General features: G+C 64.0%; 17 protein-coding genes. 10 read left to right on the plus strand and 7 right to left on the minus strand.

The annotated features are described in order from the left end of the window. Nucleotides 1-105: 105 nt before the first annotated feature. Nucleotides 106-1,443, plus strand: coding sequence for an NADP-specific glutamate dehydrogenase (gdhA, locus tag ACL0K2_RS10075; protein WP_045160628.1), 1,338 nt, complete (start codon nt 106-108; stop codon nt 1,441-1,443). 180 nt (nt 1,444-1,623) lie between these two features. Here gdhA and ACL0K2_RS10080 read toward each other — a convergent pair whose 3' ends face one another. Beyond that, a complete protein-coding gene (locus tag ACL0K2_RS10080) occupies nt 1,624-2,400 on the minus strand; it encodes a ferredoxin--NADP reductase (RefSeq protein ID WP_045160627.1) in 777 nt (258 codons plus the stop codon). Between the two features lie 216 nt (nt 2,401-2,616). Here ACL0K2_RS10080 and ACL0K2_RS10085 point away from each other — a divergent pair, with 216 nt between their 5' ends. The 4 genes from ACL0K2_RS10085 to ACL0K2_RS10100 all read left to right on the plus strand — a co-directional run bounded on the left by ACL0K2_RS10085 (nt 2,617) and on the right by ACL0K2_RS10100 (nt 5,967). Then, nucleotides 2,617-3,744: a methyltransferase gene (locus ACL0K2_RS10085; RefSeq protein ID WP_045160626.1), complete on the plus strand. Its 1,128-nt coding sequence runs from the start codon at nt 2,617-2,619 to the stop codon at nt 3,742-3,744. After that, nucleotides 3,741-4,118: a MerR family transcriptional regulator gene (locus ACL0K2_RS10090; RefSeq protein ID WP_080890543.1), complete on the plus strand. Its 378-nt coding sequence runs from the start codon at nt 3,741-3,743 to the stop codon at nt 4,116-4,118. Before ACL0K2_RS10085 ends, ACL0K2_RS10090 begins: the two co-directional genes overlap by 4 nt. Nucleotides 4,119-4,174: 56 nt before the next feature. Then, nucleotides 4,175-4,579, plus strand: coding sequence for a carboxymuconolactone decarboxylase family protein (locus ACL0K2_RS10095; RefSeq protein ID WP_413044339.1), 405 nt, complete (start codon nt 4,175-4,177; stop codon nt 4,577-4,579). A gap of 161 nt (nt 4,580-4,740) precedes the next feature. After that, complete coding sequence (locus tag ACL0K2_RS10100) at nt 4,741-5,967, plus strand: MFS transporter (RefSeq protein ID WP_239612145.1); 1,227 nt, start codon at nt 4,741-4,743, stop codon at nt 5,965-5,967. 154 nt (nt 5,968-6,121) lie between these two features. Here ACL0K2_RS10100 and ACL0K2_RS10105 read toward each other — a convergent pair whose 3' ends face one another. The 4 genes from ACL0K2_RS10105 to ACL0K2_RS10120 all read right to left on the minus strand — a co-directional run bounded on the left by ACL0K2_RS10105 (nt 6,122) and on the right by ACL0K2_RS10120 (nt 10,674). Continuing rightward, the gene (locus ACL0K2_RS10105) at nt 6,122-8,326 is read right to left on the minus strand and encodes a xanthine dehydrogenase family protein molybdopterin-binding subunit (RefSeq protein ID WP_239612144.1); all 2,205 of its coding nucleotides are present in this window, start codon (nt 8,324-8,326) and stop codon (nt 6,122-6,124) included. Continuing rightward, on the minus strand, nt 8,323-9,309 hold the full coding sequence (locus ACL0K2_RS10110; protein ID WP_045160622.1) for an FAD binding domain-containing protein: 987 nt from the start codon (nt 9,307-9,309) through the stop codon (nt 8,323-8,325). Before ACL0K2_RS10110 ends, ACL0K2_RS10105 begins: the two co-directional genes overlap by 4 nt. Further along, nucleotides 9,306-9,839, minus strand: coding sequence for a (2Fe-2S)-binding protein (locus tag ACL0K2_RS10115; RefSeq protein ID WP_413044340.1), 534 nt, complete (start codon nt 9,837-9,839; stop codon nt 9,306-9,308). The genes ACL0K2_RS10110 and ACL0K2_RS10115 overlap by 4 nt, the downstream gene beginning before the upstream one ends. A gap of 232 nt (nt 9,840-10,071) precedes the next feature. Continuing rightward, a complete protein-coding gene (locus tag ACL0K2_RS10120; protein ID WP_413044341.1) occupies nt 10,072-10,674 on the minus strand; it encodes a nucleotidyltransferase family protein in 603 nt (200 codons plus the stop codon). 344 nt (nt 10,675-11,018) lie between these two features. Between ACL0K2_RS10120 and ACL0K2_RS10125 the strand changes: the two genes are divergently transcribed. The 3 genes from ACL0K2_RS10125 to ACL0K2_RS10135 all read left to right on the plus strand — a co-directional run bounded on the left by ACL0K2_RS10125 (nt 11,019) and on the right by ACL0K2_RS10135 (nt 14,352). Next, nucleotides 11,019-12,314, plus strand: a complete 1,296-nt coding sequence (locus tag ACL0K2_RS10125; RefSeq protein WP_413044342.1) for an NCS2 family permease — start codon at nt 11,019-11,021, stop codon at nt 12,312-12,314. 123 nt (nt 12,315-12,437) lie between these two features. Then, nucleotides 12,438-13,526 carry a tRNA (uridine(54)-C5)-methyltransferase TrmA gene (gene trmA / locus ACL0K2_RS10130; RefSeq protein WP_413044343.1) on the plus strand — a complete coding sequence of 363 codons (1,089 nt, stop codon included), beginning with the start codon at nt 12,438-12,440 and terminating at the stop codon, nt 13,524-13,526. Between the two features lie 274 nt (nt 13,527-13,800). Beyond that, nucleotides 13,801-14,352, plus strand: coding sequence for a cytochrome b (locus ACL0K2_RS10135; RefSeq protein WP_413044344.1), 552 nt, complete (start codon nt 13,801-13,803; stop codon nt 14,350-14,352). Between the two features lie 54 nt (nt 14,353-14,406). Here the strand turns inward: ACL0K2_RS10135 and glp are convergent, their stop codons facing one another. Then, a complete protein-coding gene (gene glp, locus ACL0K2_RS10140) occupies nt 14,407-15,639 on the minus strand; it encodes a gephyrin-like molybdotransferase Glp (protein ID WP_413044459.1) in 1,233 nt (410 codons plus the stop codon). Nucleotides 15,640-16,040: 401 nt separating this feature from the next. Further along, a complete protein-coding gene (locus tag ACL0K2_RS10145; RefSeq protein ID WP_413044345.1) occupies nt 16,041-16,577 on the minus strand; it encodes a DUF4345 domain-containing protein in 537 nt (178 codons plus the stop codon). Between the two features lie 172 nt (nt 16,578-16,749). On the opposite strand from ACL0K2_RS10145, the gene ACL0K2_RS10150 reads away from it, so the two are divergent. Further along, nucleotides 16,750-17,184 carry a DUF411 domain-containing protein gene (locus tag ACL0K2_RS10150; protein ID WP_045160616.1) on the plus strand — a complete coding sequence of 145 codons (435 nt, stop codon included), beginning with the start codon at nt 16,750-16,752 and terminating at the stop codon, nt 17,182-17,184. A 92-nt stretch (nt 17,185-17,276) separates the two neighbouring features. Beyond that, nucleotides 17,277-18,137: a neutral zinc metallopeptidase gene (locus ACL0K2_RS10155; RefSeq protein WP_239612140.1), complete on the plus strand. Its 861-nt coding sequence runs from the start codon at nt 17,277-17,279 to the stop codon at nt 18,135-18,137. The last annotated feature ends 8 nt before the right edge of the window (nt 18,138-18,145 follow it).

The following is an 18,145-nucleotide window of genomic DNA, read 5'->3' on the forward strand; positions in this document are numbered from 1 at the left end:
GCGTAGCGCATTACATGCACTATCGCGGGGCAAACCCGCTTTGCTAGAGTCGACGGCCTTATCCCTTTTTCGTGACCGCTACCGCGGTATTCCGAGGCCATTCGAATGACTGAAACCGTCCATGCGTTTCTTGACCGCCTGAAGCAGCGCGACCCTCACCAACCAGAATTCCATCAAGCCGTCGAAGAGGTACTCGGCAGTCTCTGGCCTTTTCTGGAAGCGAACCCGAAGTACCGGCAGGCCGGCATCCTAGAGCGCATGGTCGAGCCGGAGCGGGCCATTCTATTCCGCGTTCCGTGGGTCGATGATCGGGGGCAGGTCCAGGTCAACCGCGGCTTTCGGATTCAGATGAACAGTGCCATCGGTCCCTATAAGGGCGGCCTGCGCTTTCACCCCTCGGTCAACATGGGCGTTTTGAAGTTTCTCGCCTTCGAGCAAGTATTCAAGAACTCCCTCACCTCGCTGCCCATGGGCGGCGGCAAGGGCGGCTCGGACTTCAACCCCAAAGGCAAGAGCGACGGTGAAGTGATGCGCTTCTGCCAGTCCTTCATGAGCGAGCTGTTCCGCCATGTCGGCGCCGACCTGGATGTACCGGCCGGCGACATCGGAGTTGGCGCACGCGAGATCGGCTACCTGTTCGGCCAGTACAAACGCCTGTCCAATCAGTTCACCTCGGTGCTGACCGGCAAGAGCCTGTCCTATGGGGGCAGCCTGATCCGCCCGGAAGCCACCGGCTACGGCTGCGTGTACTTCGCCGAAGAAATGCTCAAGACCTCCCACGCCAGTTTCGATGGCAAGCGTGTGGCGATTTCCGGATCGGGTAACGTCGCGCAATTCGCCGCACAGAAGGTCATGGAGCTGGGCGGCAAGGTCGTTTCACTATCGGATTCAGGGGGTACGCTGCACTTCCCTGATGGGCTGAGCGACGAGCAGTGGGAATATTTGATGGACCTGAAGAACGTCCGTCGCGGGCGGCTCGAGGAAATGGGCCGGCATTTCGATGTCACCCACCTGCCCGATCAGCGTCCCTGGAGCCTGCCCTGCGAAATCGCCCTGCCCTGCGCCACGCAGAACGAACTCGATGGCGAGGATGCGCGCACCCTGTTGAGTAACGGCTGCCTCTGCGTTGCCGAAGGCGCCAACATGCCCTCGACGCTCGAAGCGGTGGACCTGTTCCTCGAAGCGGGCATCCTGTTCGCCCCGGGCAAGGCGTCCAACGCCGGCGGCGTGGCCTGTAGCGGCTTGGAAATGAGCCAGAACGCCATGCGCATGCATTGGACCGCCGGTGAAGTGGATACCAAGTTGCACGGCATCATGCAGTCGATTCACCATGCCTGCGTGGCGTACGGCGAAGAAAACGGCCGCACCAACTACGTGAAAGGCGCCAATATCGCCGGCTTCGTCAAGGTCGCCGATGCCATGCTGGCCCAGGGCGTGGTCTAAGCAGGGTCGAACGGCGAGCCTCAGGCGGAGCCACTCGAACGAAAGCCCCCGCCGGATCGTCCGGCGGGGGCTTTTTGGTTCAGATAGTGCGTCGCACAGACCTCAGACTGGCTTCAGCCCAACGGAGGTTTCGATCCGGCCACGGCAGGCTAAAGCCCCAACGAACATCCAGCTCATGCGCTACCAGTAATTCTCCACCGCCACCTGACCGGGCTTACGGGTCAAGGCGAGGTTCAGCTCGCGGGCCTTGAGAATGGCGCGGGTGTCTTCAATCATCTGCGGATTGCCGCAGAGCATGATCCGCGAGTGCTCCGGTTCCAGCGCCAGGCCGGCGGCACGCTCCAGCTCGCCGCTATCGATCAGCGTGGTGACGCGCCCGTGCAGCGCGCCGGGGATCCGTTCGCGGGTCACCACCGGCAGGTAGGTAAGCTTCGAACCGAGGCCTTCCAGGTAGTCGCGATGCGGCAAGTCGCGAATCAGCGCCTGGTAGGCCAGTTCGGATGCGGTCCGCGCGCTGTAGACCAGGATGATCCGTTCGAAGCGCTGCCAGACCTCGAAGTCCTGCAGAATCGAGAGAAACGGCGCGATGCCGGTCCCGGTGCCGAGCAACCACAGGTCGCGACCATCGATGAAGCGGTCCAGGGTGAGAAAACCGAACGCCTGTTTGTCCACCAGCAACTCATCGCCAGGCTTGAGGCGGCTCAGCTCGCTGGTGAACTCGCCATCCGGCACCACGATTGAAAAGAAGTCGAGAAACTCGTCATGGGGCGCCGAGACCATCGAATAGGCCCGCCAGACGATGCTGCCGCTGGGCTTGCGGACACCGAGACGGGCGAACTGGCCCGCCGTGAACCGAAAGCCGGGATCGCGAGTGGTACGCAGGGTGAACAGGCTGGGCGTCAGCGTCTGCACCTCGAGCAGACGTTGACGGGTGAACTTCTCTTCGCTGACGGTCATACTTCGCTCCCTTCGCGGACTTCTGCGGATTGAGGCTCATCAGGCCACTGAATAACCTTGGCGAGGCAAGTACGCCACCCGACAGCCAGAGCAAGCAGCGTCAAGCCGTTCTGAACCGACCAGGCTACGCTGCCGATGCGTATAGCGACGCCGATCGTTTCAACGGTTTGATTCCTTGATACTCCATTCCGACGCCCACAAACACCGCCAGTTCTTATGCCTATTCTCGAATCGCCTTTCGCCCGCCTCGACCTGATCCGTCAGCCCGAGCAGCCCAACGAGCCGCTGCAGGCCTTCGACGCCGCCGACGAGTATCTGCTGACGCAGCTGCATGAGCAGGACCTGTCGCCGGATAGCCGGGTGCTGATCCTCAACGACAGCTTCGGGGCGCTGGCGTGCTCGCTGGCGCAGCACGCCCAGGTCACCAGCAGCGGCGATTCGCACCTGGCGCACCTGGCGCTGGAAAAGAATCTGCAACGCAACGACCTGACGGGTGACGCGGTGACTTTCGTTCCTGCCAGCGAAGTTGCGCGAGGGCCGTTCGACCGCGTGCTGATTCGGGTGCCCAAAACCCTGGCGCTGCTGGAGGAACAACTGATCCGCCTGCACGGCCAGCTTGCACCGGGTGCGCAGGTGATCGCCGGCGCGATGATCAAACATCTGCCACGTGCAGCGGGCGACTTGCTGGAAAAGTACATCGGCCCAGTGCAAGCCTCACTGGCGGTAAAAAAGGCACGCCTGCTGATTGCCATACCGAGCGACAAGCCAGCGCCCGTGTCGCCCTACCCGACCCGCTACCGCCTCGATCAGCCGGGCATCGAACTGCTCAACCACGCCAACCTGTTCTGCCGCGAAGAACTCGACATCGGCACCCGCGCCTTCCTTCCGCACCTGCCCAAGGCGCTCGGCAACCTGCGCGTGGCGGATCTGGGCTGTGGCAACGGCGTGCTCGGCATCGTCTACGCGCTGAGCAATCCGCAGGCGCAGATGACATTGGTGGACGAGAGCTACATGGCGGTGCAATCGGCAGAGGAGAACTGGCAGGCGATCCTCGGCGAGCGTCCGGCCGATATCCGAGCTGGCGACGGGCTCGCCGAACAGCCGCCCGCCTCGCTGGATCTGGTGTTGTGCAATCCGCCTTTTCACCAGCAGCAGGTGGTCGGCGACTTTCTCGCCTGGCGCATGTTCACCCAGGGCAAGACCGCGCTCGCGAAAGGCGGCGAGTTGTGGATCGTCGGCAACCGCCACCTCAGCTATCACCTCAAGCTCAAGCGCCTGTTCGGCAAGGTCGAACAGGTCGCGGCGACGCCCAAGTTCGTCATCCTGAGGGCGATCAAGCCGTGAGCGAAGCACCGGCCAGGCTGAGCATCCAGCAGTTCGCCGCACGCACCGGGCTGTCCGCCGATACCCTGCGCTATTACGAGAAGATTGGCCTTCTGCGCCAGGTCGCGCGGGACGCCAGCGGCTTTCGTGTCTATGGTCCGCGTGACCTGGAGTGGGTCGCGTTCATCCTTCGGTTGAAGGAAACGGGCATGGCGCTGGAGGACATCACCCGCTATGCCGATTTACGCGAACAGGGAGAGGCGACGCTCGCCGCGCGCCAGGTCCTGCTCGAAGCGCACGCCGCCAGGCTGCAGGCACGCCTTGAGCGCGACCGCGAGCACCTCGATGCACTGCAGGCGAAGATCGAACTGTATCGCCAGCAAACAATGGCTTGACCTGGAGTCCGCTCCAACCCGCAGGCTTTCCTCTACCCAATCGAGAGGAACGCTCCATGTCTGCATCGACCCGCTACACCGAAGGCCTGGCCAAGCTCCAACAGATCGACGGCGAGGCTGGCCGCAAGGTCATTGACAGCCTGCAAGTCATCGCCCCGGACCTGGCCCGTTACGTCATCGAGTTTCCCTTCGGCGACATCTACCAGCGCCCCGGCCTCGACCTGCCGCAACGCGAGCTTGCTACGGTGGCGGCGCTGACCGCACTCGGGCATTGCCAGCCGCAGTTGGCGGTACATATCCACGGCGCGATGAACGTCGGCTGCACGCCGCAGCAGGTGGTCGAGGTGATCATTCAGATGGCCGTCTATGCCGGCTTCCCTGCGGCGCTCAACGGCATGATGACGGCCAAGGCAGTGTTCGACGAACGTGGTGTCCTGCCCCACGCATCGGGTGACAGCTGAATGGTGCGCAAGACAGCTCAGACGCCGATCATTGCGTAGGCTGGGCCGGTAGCAGCAATGATCGAACCGGTGCGAACAACGAACGCCACCGTCAAACGCGAGCCTCGCGTGCATTGGCTGCGTGCTAATCTGCCCGGCCCTGCCGTTCTTGCGCTTGCCTGATGTCGACCCACGCCAAACTCCTGCTGCGCCACCAACGCCCCTTCATCAAGTTCTGGTTTGCGCGCGTATTCACCGCCAGCGGCTTTCAGATGTTGGCGGTGGCCATCGGTTGGCACATGTACGAACTGACCGGCAGCGTGCTGGATCTCGGCCTGGTGGGGTTGGCCGAGTTCTTTCCGCGTCTGTTGTTCATCCTCTGGACCGGGCATGTCGCCGATCGCTTCGATCGCCGCCGGGTCGCCGCGTTGTGTCAGGGATTGCAAGGCCTGATCGCCCTGTCGCTGGTGCTCGGTGCCGGGGGGCTCGGGGTGACGCGGGAAATGATCTTCGTGCTAGCTTTCCTGCTGGGCACCGCGCGAGCCTTCGAAGGTCCTGCTACCCAGGCGTTACTGCCGAGTCTGGTGCCGACGCAGCTGTTTCCGGCGGCGGTCGCCGCCTCGTCTTCGGCCATGCAGACAGCGACCATCGTCGCCCCGGCGCTTGGCGGGTTGCTCTTTGCCATCGGCCCCTTGTGGGTGTATGGCCCGGTGGCACTCCTCTTCGCTCTGGCCTGCAGCCTGATGCTGAGCCTGCCGAAACGCCCGGCCCCATCGAAACAGACCGGCCCGGCGATGGACAACCTGCTCGCCGGCATGCGCTTCATCCGCAGCCGGCCGGACATCTTCGGTGCCATTTCGCTGGACATGTTCGCCGTGCTGCTCGGTGGTGCCACGGCGCTGCTGCCGGTGTTCGCCAAGGACATCCTGCTCACCGGGCCTTGGGGCCTCGGGCTGCTGCGCTCGGCGCCAGCGGTGGGCGCACTGCTGATGTCGTTCTGGTTGGCGCGATATCCAATCAACCGGCAGGTCGGTCGGGTGATGTTCGCCGCCGTCGGGGTATTCGGCCTGGCCACCATCGCCTTCGGCCTATCGACCTCGTTTTGGTTGTCGCTCGGCGTGCTGGTGATACTCGGCGCGGCGGACATGATCAGCATGGTGATACGCGGCGCCTTCGTGCAGCTGGAAACGCCGGACGCCATGCGCGGCCGGGTCAGCGCGGTCAATGGACTGTTCATCGGCGCGTCGAATCAGCTCGGCGAATTCGAATCCGGCCTGACCGCACACTGGTTCGGCACGGTGCCAGCTGTAGTGATCGGCGGGGTCGGAACGCTGATCATCACCGGCACCTGGATGAAACTCTTCCCAACCTTGGCCAACCGCGACCAGTTGCACCGCGATCTGGATTAACGTCGAAACGAGGCGGAATAACGTACCCCCCTCGCGCCCGTTTTTAGAGCTTGGACTTCGCTGGGGGCTGAAGCGGAGCGCCGCCCGGTCCACCCTACATACTGATGCCCAACCGTAGGGTGGAAAACGGCGAAGCCTTCCGCCGCCCTGCCTTTTACAACAGCTTATCCATGGTGATTGGCAAATCCCGCACCCGCTTGCCAGTGGCGTGATAGATCGCGTTGGCGACCGCTGCAGCGACACCGACGATGCCAATCTCGCCGACGCCTTTGGAGCCGAGCGCGTTGACGATTTCGTCCTTCTCCTCGACGAAAATCACGTCGATCTCACCGATATCGGCATTCACCGGGACGTGATATTCGGACAGGTTGTGGTTCATGTAACGACCTAATGCGTGGTCAATCATGGTTTCCTCATGCAGGGCCTGGCCGATGCCCCACACCACCCCACCGACGATCTGGTTGCCGGCGGTCTTGGAATTGACTACCCGCCCGGCGGCCACGGCGCTCACCGCCCGGCTGACCTTGACCGTACCCAGGTTCTCATCAACCCGTACTTCGATGAATACCGCCGAGTGCGTGGCGGTGGAATAGGCGTTACGCTCCTCTCCGGGCTTGACGCTCGCCTCGGCCTCGAGCACGCCACTGACGGCAACGATCTGCTCGACCTCTACGCTGTGGGCGGGCGTGGCCTTCAGCCGCATCTGGCCTTCGACAAACTCAACGTCGTCGAGCTTGGCCCCGGTAAATGGCGATACCGGCGACTGCTGAGCCGCGTCCAGTATCTTCTGACGCAACCCTTCGCAGGCCTGCTGCACGGCGCTGCCGACCGAGGACACGGTCGCCGATCCGCCTTCCAGCGGCGCCTGGGAAAAGTTGGAATCCCCCAGGCGGAACTCGACACGCTCCAGCGGCAGCCCCATGGCCGCCGCCGCGATCTGGGTCATCACCGTATAGGTACCGGTGCCGATGTCAGCCGTGGCGCTGCTGACCACCAACCGACCATCGGGCTCCATGCAGGCCTTGGCGCTGGCCGGCATCTGCATCGCCTCCCAAACGCCGGTGGCCATGCCCCAGCCGATCAGTTGATTGCCGTCGCGCATACTGCGCGGCTCCATGGAGCGACGTGACCAACCGAAACGTTCGGCGCCCTGCTCGTAGCACTGGCGCAGCGCCTTGCTGGAGTACGGCTTGCCCTCGTTGCCGTTGCGCTCGGCATAGTTGGTCAGGCGCAGCGCCAGCGGATCGACGGCGGCGGCATAGGCCAGCTCATCCATCGCGCATTCCAGTGCGTAGACGCCGATGGTCGCGCCCGGCGCGCGCATGTCCAGCGGGGTGTAGACGTCCAGCGGCACCAGCTGGTAATCCAGCCGCACATTGGGACACTGATAGAGCATCCCGGACCACTCGACCTCATGCTCGGTGAAATCCTCGAAGCTCGACGTCTGACCGATCGCCTGATGGGTCAGGGCCTCCAACTGCCCGTTGGGTGCAGCGCCGATGGAGATGCGCTGCAGGGTGCGCGGTCGATAGCCAAAGGTGAACATCTGCTGGCGCTTGAGCACAACGCGCACCGAGCGCTGCAGTTTCAGCGCCGCCATCACCGCGAGCGTCAGCTGATATTGCGGGCGCAGCCCGGAACCGAAGGCACCGCCAACGAAAGGCGACAGCACCCGAATCCGGCCTTTCATGCCGAACACGTCTTCGAGATAGCGCATGCAATTCTGCACGCCCTGCGTCTTGTCATGGATCTCCAGGTTGCCTTCCGGGAAATAGTGGACGGTGGATGCGTGCGGCTCCATCGGGTTGTGGTGCTCGACCGGCGTGCTGTATTTGAGATCGAGCCTGAGCATGGCGCCGCGCAGGGCGGCATCCACGTCGCCGCGGACCGGCGGTAGCTCGGCCGGTGCCTTGTGCATGGTGTCCAGTTCGCTGAGCAGATCGGTCCGATGCGGCTCTTGCTCGTACTCCACCCGCACCAGGCTGCCGGCATAACGGGCCAGTTCGAGATTTTCCGCGACCACCAGCGCGATCGGCTGGCCGCTGTAGAGGATGTGATCGTTATACAGCGGCCGGAACGGCGAGCCCTCGGCGGCATCGTCGTCTTCGTACGGCTCGTCGTAACTGGCGATCGGTGGGCGGTTCTGGTGAGTCAGCACCAGCTTGACGCCGGGCACCGCCTCGGCTGCGCTGGCATCGATGGAGACGATGCGTCCGCGCGCGATGCTGCTGTTGACCACGCTGCCGTAGAGCAAACCGGGCAGATGGAATTCGGCGGCGTATTGCGCCTGGCCGGTCACCTTGGGCGGGCCGTCGACTCGATCGATGGGCTGGCCGAAGGGAGAAGTGGCTGGTTTCATCGGGCGTCTCCTTTGGCGGCATCGCTCAGGGCACGCACGATGGCGCGCCGGCCCAGTTCGATCTTGAAGGCGTTGTGTTCGAAGCCGCTGGCACCCTCGAGGAGGATGCCCGCCGCAGCTGTGAAGGCGGCCTCGCCGGGCCCCTTGCCAATCAGCGCCGCCTCCGCTTCGGCCTTGCGCCAAGGTTTGTGCGCTACGCCGCCCATGGCGATGCGGGCGTTGCGAATGCCGGCACCATCCATCTCCAGCGCCGCTGCCACCGACACCAGGGCGAACGCATAGGAAGCGCGATCACGCAGCTTGAGGTAGCTGCTGTGGGCAGAGAAACCCTGCGCCGGCAGCTCGACCGCGGTGATCAGCTCGCCATCGACCAGTGTGTTGTCGCGGTCTGGCGTGTCACCCGGTAGTCGATGGAAGTCGGCAAAAGCGATACGGCGCTCGCCTTGTGGGCCCTGTACCTGCACCACCGCCTCCAGAGCGGCGAGGGCCACGCACATATCGGACGGATGCACCGCGATGCACGCCTGACTGTGACCGAGAATCGCATGGATGCGATTGAGCCCATCGCGCGCCGAGCAGCCGCTGCCAGGCTCGCGCTTGTTGCACGGTGTGGTGCTGTCGTAGAAGTAGTAGCAACGGGTGCGCTGCAATAGGTTACCGCCGGTGCTGGCCATATTGCGCAGCTGTGGCGAAGCGCCGGCGAGAATCGCCTGGGACAGCAGCGGGTAGCGTTGCTGCACCAGCGGATGCCAGGCCAGATCAGCATTGCTGACCAGCGCACCGATGCGCAGCCCGCCCTCAGCCGTCTCCTCGACATCTGTCATCGGCAGCCGGGTAATGTCGATCAGTTGCTCCGGACGGGTGACGTTTTCCTTCATCAGGTCGAGCAGATTGGTCCCGCCGGCAATGTAACGACTGTTCGGCCGGAACAGGCCGATCGCTTCATCGATGGCAACCGGACGTGCGTAGCTGAACGGATTCAAGGCTTCACCTCCCGCACAGCCGTGAGGCGATCGCGGGTCTGTGGCATAGCCTCTTCGATCGCCGCGAGAATGTTCGGATAGGCGCCGCAGCGACAGAGGTTGCCGCTCATTTGCTCGCGCAGCTCATCGCGGGTCTGTGCGTGGCCTTCAGCCACCAACCCGACCGCCGAGCAAATCTGCCCGGGCGTGCAATAACCACACTGAAAGGCGTCATGGCTGACGAAGGCGGCTTGCATCGGATGCAGCACCTCGCCTTGGGCCAGGCCTTCGATGGTGGTCAACTCGGCACCGTCGTGCATCACTGCGAGGGTCAGGCAGCTGTTGATCCGCTTGCCGTTGAGCAACACCGTACAGGCGCCGCATTGGCCGTGGTCGCAGCCTTTCTTGGTGCCGGTCAGATGCAGCTGTTCGCGCAGCAGATCGAGCAATGTGGCCCAGGGATATACCTCGACCTGGCGGGTCTGGCCGTTCAACTCAAGGGTGATCGGGCAGGCGGCGATCCCACCTGCGGGAGAAGATGTTTCGCTCATGGCAGCCTCACGGTTGGGGGCCGTCCGGCACCTGTTCTGTGCAGGTTTGCCGAAGACCTCAGGCATTGGGTGCGCTGTCCGTGCGTCTAGGGGGTACGACTGCCACAGGCGAAAGAATGTTCAGCCGGGGTGGCGGGCGGAGGGCGGCGAAGCCCGGAAGAGCCAAGCACCGCGCGGGCATTCATGACCGACGGGATCTCACTTGGCCCGCCGGGCGGATCATGGGAAAAATTCAACGGTGACGGCGGTCTTCCGGGCGATCGATGTCCTGCAGCACGCCCGGATCGTTCAGTTCGATCTCTTCCACCGCCGCGCTTGCGAACAGCTCCTGCGCGCCTCGATCACCCTCCAGCGTGAGCAAGCGATGGAGATAGTCGGCACCAATCCCCCGCGGATGGCCGCGGCGACCCTGGTAGGTCGGCACCACCAGCCGTTGCGGCTGAATGTCAGTGACGATGCGGGCGATGCTGTCGCGCCGCACGTAGGGCATGTCGCCCAGGACCACTAGCCAGCCACGACGAGCCGACCGGTGCGCCACCGCCTGCGCCAGGCTATGGCCAAGGCCATTGGTCCGCACTGCCAGGATTTCCGCGTCGAATCTACCAGCGTGGCATTCGAGCCAGGCCAGCAGCCCAGGGTTGTCGTCGCGGGTGACCACCAACAACCGCTCGGTCATCCCGGCCAGGGCGTTCAGGGTCTCGGCCAGCACTGGCGGCGCATCGCTGACGTCACGGCTGGCCGCGAGCAACTTGTCCTCGTCGCGATGTTCGCGATACCGGCAGCCCTGTCCCGCAGCCAGGACAATGGCGCAAACGCCCTCAGTCGAATCAGGCACAACGCCGCCCTGCCGCGACCTGCTGGCGAGTGCCGTATGCAAAGGGATTCCTATGGCAAGCGGATCGGTTTCCTCGCACAGTCATGCCGCTCATTTTTTCTCACTCATTCAGCCAATGTGCTCTCAATGAAGGGGTTGTATCGATGGCGCCGACCATAGCGCAGCAGCCGATCAGCCGGAACCCACCAGTCACGCAACGGAAAATTCAACCCGATGCAGGGCCGGTGTAAGATGCGCGGCTTTTGCGGGCAAGGCCTCGATAGGCTTTGCTATAGCGAATGAACTGCCCAGAGAGGCAGGCAGACCAACCGCCAACCCCTGACCGGCACACACGAGGATTGACCATGCTGGAGAAGCTGTTCCAACTCAAGGCGCACAACACCACGCTGCGCACCGAGATCCTCGCCGGTCTCACCACCTTCCTGACGATGGCCTACATCCTCTTCGTCAACCCGAGCATCCTCGCCGAAACCGGCATGGATCACGGCGCGGTGTTCGTCGCCACCTGCCTGGCCGCCGCTATCGGCTCGGCCATCATGGGCCTGGTCGCCAACTACCCGATCGCCCTGGCACCGGGCATGGGCTTGAACGCCTTCTTCACCTACACCGTGGTGCTGACCATGGGCTACACCTGGCAGACGGCGCTGGGCGCGGTGTTCCTCTCGGGTGCGATCTTCTTCCTGCTGTCGATCTTCAAGATCCGCGAATGGATCATCCACAGCATCCCGCTGGCGTTGCGTTCCGGTATCGCGGCCGGTATCGGCCTGTTCCTGGCGATCATCGCGCTGAAGAATGCCGGAATTGTCGTCGATAACCCGGCCACGCTCGTGGGCCTCGGCGACCTGACCGCCGGCGGCCCATTGCTGGCCTGCCTGGGCTTCTTCCTCATCGCCGCGCTGGCTTACCGCAAGGTGACCGGCGCTGTGATGATCGGCATTCTGGCAGTCACCGCCCTGTCGATCGTCCTTGGCCTCTCCGAACTCAACGGCGTTGTCTCGATGCCGCCATCGCTGATGCCGACCCTGCTGCAGCTGGATATCGCGGGCGCGCTGGACATCGGCCTGCTCAGCGTCATCTTCGCCTTCCTTTTCGTCGACCTGTTCGACACCTCCGGCACCCTCATCGGGGTGGCGCAGAAAGCCAACCTGTTGGACAAGGACGATCGCATGCCGCGCCTCGGCCGTGCGTTGCTGGCCGACAGCACCGCGACGATGGCAGGCGCCGCGCTCGGCACCTCGACCACCACCAGCTACATCGAATCGGCCGCTGGCATCAGCGCTGGTGGCCGCACCGGGCTGACCGCCTGCGTGGTCGCCCTGCTGTTCTTGCTCAGCCTGTTCTTCGCCCCGCTGGCTGGTGCCGTGCCCGCCTACGCCACAGCACCGGCGCTGCTGTTCGTCGCCGTGCTGATGATGAGCAGCCTCGCCAACATCGATTGGGAAGACCTTACCGTCGCCGCCCCGGTGGCCATCGCCGCGCTGGCCATGCCGCTGACCTTCTCCATCGCCAACGGCATCGCCTTCGGCTTCATTGCCTGGACTGCGATCAAGCTGCTCGCCGGCCGCTGGCGTGAGCTGAGCCCGGCGATGTGGATCCTCTCGATCCTGTTCGTGATCAAGCTGGGCTGGTTTGCCGGCTGATAGCGCCATGGGCACGATGATGCTTTCATCATTCACCTGCCGTGCGGTAACGGTGGATGGGTAAAGCGTCAGCTGCGCGCCCCGATCCACCCTACGATTCATTCAATTTTCCCAAGAGTCTTCATGAGCGCTCCGCAATTCGACCCCGCCACCTACGATGCCCAACTCGCCGAGAAAGCCGCACGGCTGGTTGAGCTGCTGGCGCCCTTCGACGCACCCGCCCCGGAAGTCTTCGACTCGCCACGTGAACACTATCGGCTGCGCACCGAATTTCGCCTGTGGCGTGAGGACGGCCAGCGTCACTACGCAATGTTCGAGCAGGGCGACAAGCACACGCCCATTCTGATCGACGAGTTCCCCATCGCCAGCCGTCGCATCAATGAACTGATGCCGCAGCTCAAAGCCGCCTGGAAAGCCAGCGAGACCCTGAGCTTCAAGCTGTTCCAGGTCGAGTTCCTCACCACGCTTTCCGGCGATGCGCTGATCACCCTCGCCTACCATAGGCCGTTGGACGACGCCTGGCAGGCCGAAGCCGAGCAGCTGGCCGCTGCCCTGGGCGCCAGCATCGTCGGCCGCTCCAAGGGCAAGCGCATCGTCATCGGCCGCGACTATGTCACCGAGCAGCTGACCGTTGCCGGCCGCACCTTCAGCTACCGGCAACCCGAAGGCGCCTTTACCCAGCCCAACGGCGACGTGTGCCAGAAGATGCTGAACTGGGCCTACGACGTGCTTGGAGAACGAGACGACGACCTACTCGAGCTCTATTGCGGTAACGGTAACTTCACGCTGCCGTTGGCAACGCGTGTGCCCAAGGTACTCGCAACCGAGATCAGCAAATCCTCGGTTAATGCTGCCCTGGCCAACCTCGACGACAACGGCGTCGACAACGTGAGCCTGGTACGCCTGTCCGCTGAAGAGCTGACCCAAGCGCTGAACGAAGTGCGCCCGTTCCGCCGCCTGGCCGGCATCCAACTGAAGAGCTACAACTTCGGCAGCGTCTTCGTCGACCCGCCCCGCGCCGGCATGGATCCGGACACTTGCGAACTGACCCGCCGCTTCGAGCGCATCCTCTATATTTCCTGTAACCCGGAAACCCTCGCGGCGAATATTGCCCAGCTGCACGACACCCACCGCATCGAGCGCTGCGCGCTGTTTGATCAGTTTCCCTACACGCACCACATGGAGTCAGGCGTGCTGCTGGTTCGCAGGTGATCGCCGAGTGAACGTCCGGTAACCCGCTGGCTTTCCACATTCGTAACCATTGAGCCGTTACGGAGGTGGGGACATGCTGGTTTTTCGAGCCGATCTATACCGACGGCCTGGCGCAGATCTCCTATCTGGTGGGCAACAGCAAGGCTTTGGCCGCCGCAGTGATCGACTCGTGCAACGCCGCGACCGTCCGCCGCAGGCGAAACGGCCATTCGCCAATGGTTTGCTTAAGCCTGTCACCCTAGACTGGCGAAATCCCCTACTCGGAGTGTGTGAAATGACTGTTTTGAACCCACTGGCACGCTACGGGCGGCTGTCCATCGCCTTGCACTGGCTGATGGTGCTGTTTATCGCTGCGGTCTACGCGACCATCGAACTCAAAGGCAATTTCGCCAAGGGCAGTGAACCGCGCGAAGTGCTCAAGCAATGGCACTTCATGCTGGGTCTGACGGTGTTTGCACTGGTCTGGCTGCGCCTGCTTACCCGATGGCTGCGTCCGGCACCGAAGGCAGTCGCCGGGGCGGGCTGGGAACGCGCGCTGGCCAAGCTGGTGCACCTGGCGCTGTACGGCCTGATGATTGGCCTGCCGCTGCTCGGCTGGCTGACCCTGAGCGCGGCGGACAAGCCGATTCCCTTCTTCGGCCTCGAACTTCCGGCGCTGATCGGCGCCAACAAGGAGCTGGCCGGTGAGTTCAAGGAGTTGCATGAAACGCTGGCGGTGGCCGGCTACTGGCTGATCGGCCTGCATGCGGCGGCAGCCTTGTTCCATCACTACGTGCGCCACGACGGCACCCTGCTGCGCATGCTGCCGCAGCGCCACCAGGCCTGAAGCGCAGACGCAAAACGCCCGGTCGACTCATCATCGACCGGGCGTTTTCATGTCTCAGCCGAGCAGTTCGCTGAACGGCAGATACTCCACCGTCTCACCCGCTTCCAGCGTGCGGTTAGGCTCGACGATCGCTAAGCCCTCCGCCCAGCTAGCGGAGGTCAGCATCGCCGAGCCCTGCCGCGGGTGCAGGCACACGCGCAGCTCGCCATCGACCTGCTCCAGCCGCGCGCGCAGGTATTGGCGGCGGTTGTTCGACTTGCGCCAGACGAAGCCGGCGGTCAGGTGCAGCGGCTTGGGCAGCACCTCGGTGCAACCCTGGGCACTGAGCAGGAACGGCCGAGCCACCACCAGCGAAGTGATCAGCGCCGCCGCCGGGTTGCCCGGTAGGCCGATCCACGGCTTGCCGTTGACCTCACCGAACGCCAGCGGTTTGCCCGGCTGGATCGCCAGGCGCCAGAGGTGCAACTCGCCCAGCTCCCGAATCGCTTGTTTGAGATGATCTTCCTCGCCAACCGAGACGCCACCGGAGGTAATGAGAACGTCCCACTCAGAGGCAGCCAGCGCCAGAGCGTCGCGGCTGGCGGCCAGCTCGTCGACGAGGATTTCGTAGTCGTGCACCTCCAGCCCGAGGCTGCGCAACACCCCGAGCAGCGCGTAGCGGTTGGCGTTGTAGATCTGCCCGGGCGCTAGCGGCTCGCCCGGCTCGCGCAGTTCGTTGCCGCTGGAGAGCAGGCCGACGCGCAGCCGTCGATAGACCGCAACCCGGGCCACGCCCAGGCTCGCCAGCAGTCCCAGCTCCTGCGGTCGCAAGCGCTTGCCGGCCTGCAGCACCGGCGCACCGGTCACCAGCTCCTCACCCCGGCGGCGCACATGCATGCCCAGGTTGACCGCCGGAAGCCGCACGCGGTCAACCTCGATCTGGCAGTCTTCCTGGGCCACCACGGTGTCGGCGCCCGGCGGCAGCGGTGCGCCGGTGAAGATGCGTACCGCATGCCCCACCGGCAGGTGCTGATCGGCCGAATCGCCGGCGGCGATGCGCCCGAGCAGCGGCAGCCAGCCGCCTTCGGCGGGCAGGTCGGCGGCGCGCAGCGCGTAGCCGTCCATTGCACTGTTGTCCCACGCCGGTATCGAAAATGGCGCGTTCAGCGACTCCGCCAGCACCCGACCGAGAGCATCGGGTAACGCCACACGCTCCACCGCGGGTAACGGCGGGACGCGGGCGAGCAACTCATCGATCGCCTCGTCCACAGGTTTAAGACCACTGATGTCGCAACCGCAGGCGCTCAGGGGCGGCTGGAATTCGTTCTGGGGTAGGTGAGCCATGGCTCCAAGCTCCGAGGAAAATAGCGGCAGGCCGAACCTGCGCGGGACCGGGGGCACCCCGTCGGGGTGTTTCCACCTACCCTAGCCGTTTGCGCAGCGACCTGCTGCGGGTTGCGGCCAAGGGTCGCGGCAGCCCGCTAATAGTCGCTACCTTGCTCCGTGTTCGAAGCCGCGGGAGGCGTTCCGGCAACCCTGGCGGAACAGCATGCGAAGAAGCAGAACGCAGGGGCACGCGATGATCGGCTCGAGTGCCCCGTCATCCTGGGTGCTACGCGGTGACGTGAATGTCAGCATCAGATCGTTGAATGGAAGTAATGGCTACGGACATTAGGTAACTGGCCAGCCGGGACGTGATCCAGCCAGCATCAGGGCGCTGCATCATCACGGCGAAACGGCATCGGCTCGGTCGGCGGTTCCGGCTCCGGCCGGGCATCGCCCAGACGGAACGGCTGCGGCGCTTCGTCCACCAGCCGACGGGTCGGCGGCCCGACCCGCTCCGCCGGTGTTTCAGGTGTTGCTCGCTCGCGCATGAACAGCAGCGCAACCGCGGCAAGCAGTGCAGCGCATACCCGGTAAATCAACGAGGCTAGATCGAAGCCGATCAGCTCACCGCCATCGAGCCACAATGATCCCAGCCGTCCAGCGGCCAATGCCAGCATGGTGATAACCAGCATGACCAGCGCCGCCCTGGCGCGCTCCGGCTCGCGCATCGCCCAGATCAGGAACAACGCCATACCCAGCTGCAATCCGCCGTAATAGACACGCATATGGCTGACCGAGGCGGTCTCCATCAACAGCATCCCGTTCAGATTGGCCATCTCATAAGGGCGCAGCCAGTAGGCGAGGCTGAAACCGATCATGATCACGGCCTGGGCAACCAGAACGAAACGGGCAAAACGCATCGAAAACTCTCCTGATAGCGGCTCCGTACCACGGTAGACATCCGACCGAAGCGGCGGGCGTTGGTTCGCCCGCAGGACCGCGGTAGTGGTGCGGTGATCGCACATGGGAGGGCACTTGGGCCACGTGCCCGGTTGGCGGTATTCTGCAGTGAGTTCGCCGGAGTAAAACACCATGCGCCATCTGCTACTCGTCACTACCCTCTTCGCCAGCCTGGCTCAGGCAGCCGAACCCATCGCCATCGACGTTCACCGCGACGCCAGCTGCGGCTGCTGCCGCGCATGGATCCAGCATCTCGAAGACAACGGTTTTCAGGTCAACGACCACGTCGAGGCCGACATGATCGCGGTCAAGACCCGCCTCGGCGTGCCGCAGCGGCTGGGCTCTTGCCACACCGGCGTGATCGACGGCAAGTTCGTCGAAGGGCATGTCCCGGCCCGCGACATCCTCAAACTTCGTGCTCAACCGGAGCTGATCGGCGCGGCAGTGCCCGGTATGCCCATGGGCTCGCCGGGCATGGAGATGGGCGACCGCAAGGATGCCTTCAAGGTGATCGGGCTGAGCAACCAGGGCAAGGAATCGGTGCTGGCCGACTACCCGGCGAACTGATCGAGAAATAGACGAAACGCCAAGCGCTTGCTGAATTAACGGGCGGCATATCGGGTCTACCCAGCGGCAGACACCTGTAAAGGGATTCGTATATGCGTTGGAAGAAAGCACGTCGCAGCGACAACGTAGTAGATGCCCGGGGGCGCAGCGGCGGCATTGGTGGCGGGCGCCTGAGTCTGGCCGGGGTGGCTGTCGTGGTAGTGATCGGCTTGCTGTCCGGTCAGGACCCCATGCAGATCCTCGGTCAGCTGGCCAATCAGACCGGCTCCGGCCCCACTCAGCAGAGCACCACGCCAGCCCGCGGCGACGACCCGCAAGTGGCATTCGTCCAGGCCATTCTAGGTGACACCGAGGACACCTGGCGCGCACTGTTCCAGCAGTCCGGCGAGCAATACCGCGACCCAACGCTGGTGCTCTTTCGCGGCGGAGTCAATTCAGCGTGCGGCTTCGCCAGATCGGCGGTCGGCCCCTTCTATTGCCCGGGCGACCGGCAGGTGTACCTCGATCTGCAGTTCTTCGACGAAATGGCCTCGCGCTTCTCCGTCGCCGGAGATTTCGCCCAGGCCTACGTCATCGCACACGAGGTCGGTCATCACGTCCAAACTCTGTTAGGTGTCTCGCAGCAGATGCAGGCGGCACGTCAACGCGGGGCACGCATGGAAGGGGATAACGGCTTGCTGGTTCGCCAAGAGCTGCAGGCCGACTGCTTCGCCGGTGTCTGGGCTTTCCATGCCCAACAGCGCCATGACTGGCTCGAGGAAGGCGATCTGGAGGAGGCACTGAACGCCGCCAACGCCATCGGCGATGATCGTCTGCAAAAGCAGAGTCAGGGTCGCGTGGTGCCGGATGCCTTCACCCATGGCACCTCGGCACAGCGGGTGAAATGGTTCCGCACCGGCTTCGACAGCGGCGAGCCGGCACGCTGCGATACGTTCCAGGCGCAACGACTCTAATCCGGTCG

The organism is Pseudomonas sp. YJ42 (assembly GCF_047225135.1).
In the GTDB taxonomy this organism is placed as follows: domain Bacteria; phylum Pseudomonadota; class Gammaproteobacteria; order Pseudomonadales; family Pseudomonadaceae; genus Stutzerimonas; species Stutzerimonas stutzeri_E.

Coding starts and splice junctions, on each gene's coding strand:
- gdhA (WP_045160628.1), top strand. CDS start 106: ATGACTGAAACCGTCCATGCGTTTCTTGACCGCCTGAAGCAGCGCGAC.
- ACL0K2_RS10080 (WP_045160627.1), bottom strand. CDS start 2,400: ATGACCGTCAGCGAAGAGAAGTTCACCCGTCAACGTCTGCTCGAGGTG.
- ACL0K2_RS10085 (WP_045160626.1), top strand. CDS start 2,617: ATGCCTATTCTCGAATCGCCTTTCGCCCGCCTCGACCTGATCCGTCAG.
- ACL0K2_RS10095 (WP_413044339.1), top strand. CDS start 4,175: ATGTCTGCATCGACCCGCTACACCGAAGGCCTGGCCAAGCTCCAACAG.
- ACL0K2_RS10100 (WP_239612145.1), top strand. CDS start 4,741: ATGTCGACCCACGCCAAACTCCTGCTGCGCCACCAACGCCCCTTCATC.
- ACL0K2_RS10105 (WP_239612144.1), bottom strand. CDS start 8,326: ATGAAACCAGCCACTTCTCCCTTCGGCCAGCCCATCGATCGAGTCGAC.
- ACL0K2_RS10115 (WP_413044340.1), bottom strand. CDS start 9,839: ATGAGCGAAACATCTTCTCCCGCAGGTGGGATCGCCGCCTGCCCGATC.
- ACL0K2_RS10125 (WP_413044342.1), top strand. CDS start 11,019: ATGCTGGAGAAGCTGTTCCAACTCAAGGCGCACAACACCACGCTGCGC.
- trmA (WP_413044343.1), top strand. CDS start 12,438: ATGAGCGCTCCGCAATTCGACCCCGCCACCTACGATGCCCAACTCGCC.
- ACL0K2_RS10135 (WP_413044344.1), top strand. CDS start 13,801: ATGACTGTTTTGAACCCACTGGCACGCTACGGGCGGCTGTCCATCGCC.
- ACL0K2_RS10145 (WP_413044345.1), bottom strand. CDS start 16,577: ATGCGTTTTGCCCGTTTCGTTCTGGTTGCCCAGGCCGTGATCATGATC.
- ACL0K2_RS10150 (WP_045160616.1), top strand. CDS start 16,750: ATGCGCCATCTGCTACTCGTCACTACCCTCTTCGCCAGCCTGGCTCAG.
- ACL0K2_RS10155 (WP_239612140.1), top strand. CDS start 17,277: ATGCGTTGGAAGAAAGCACGTCGCAGCGACAACGTAGTAGATGCCCGG.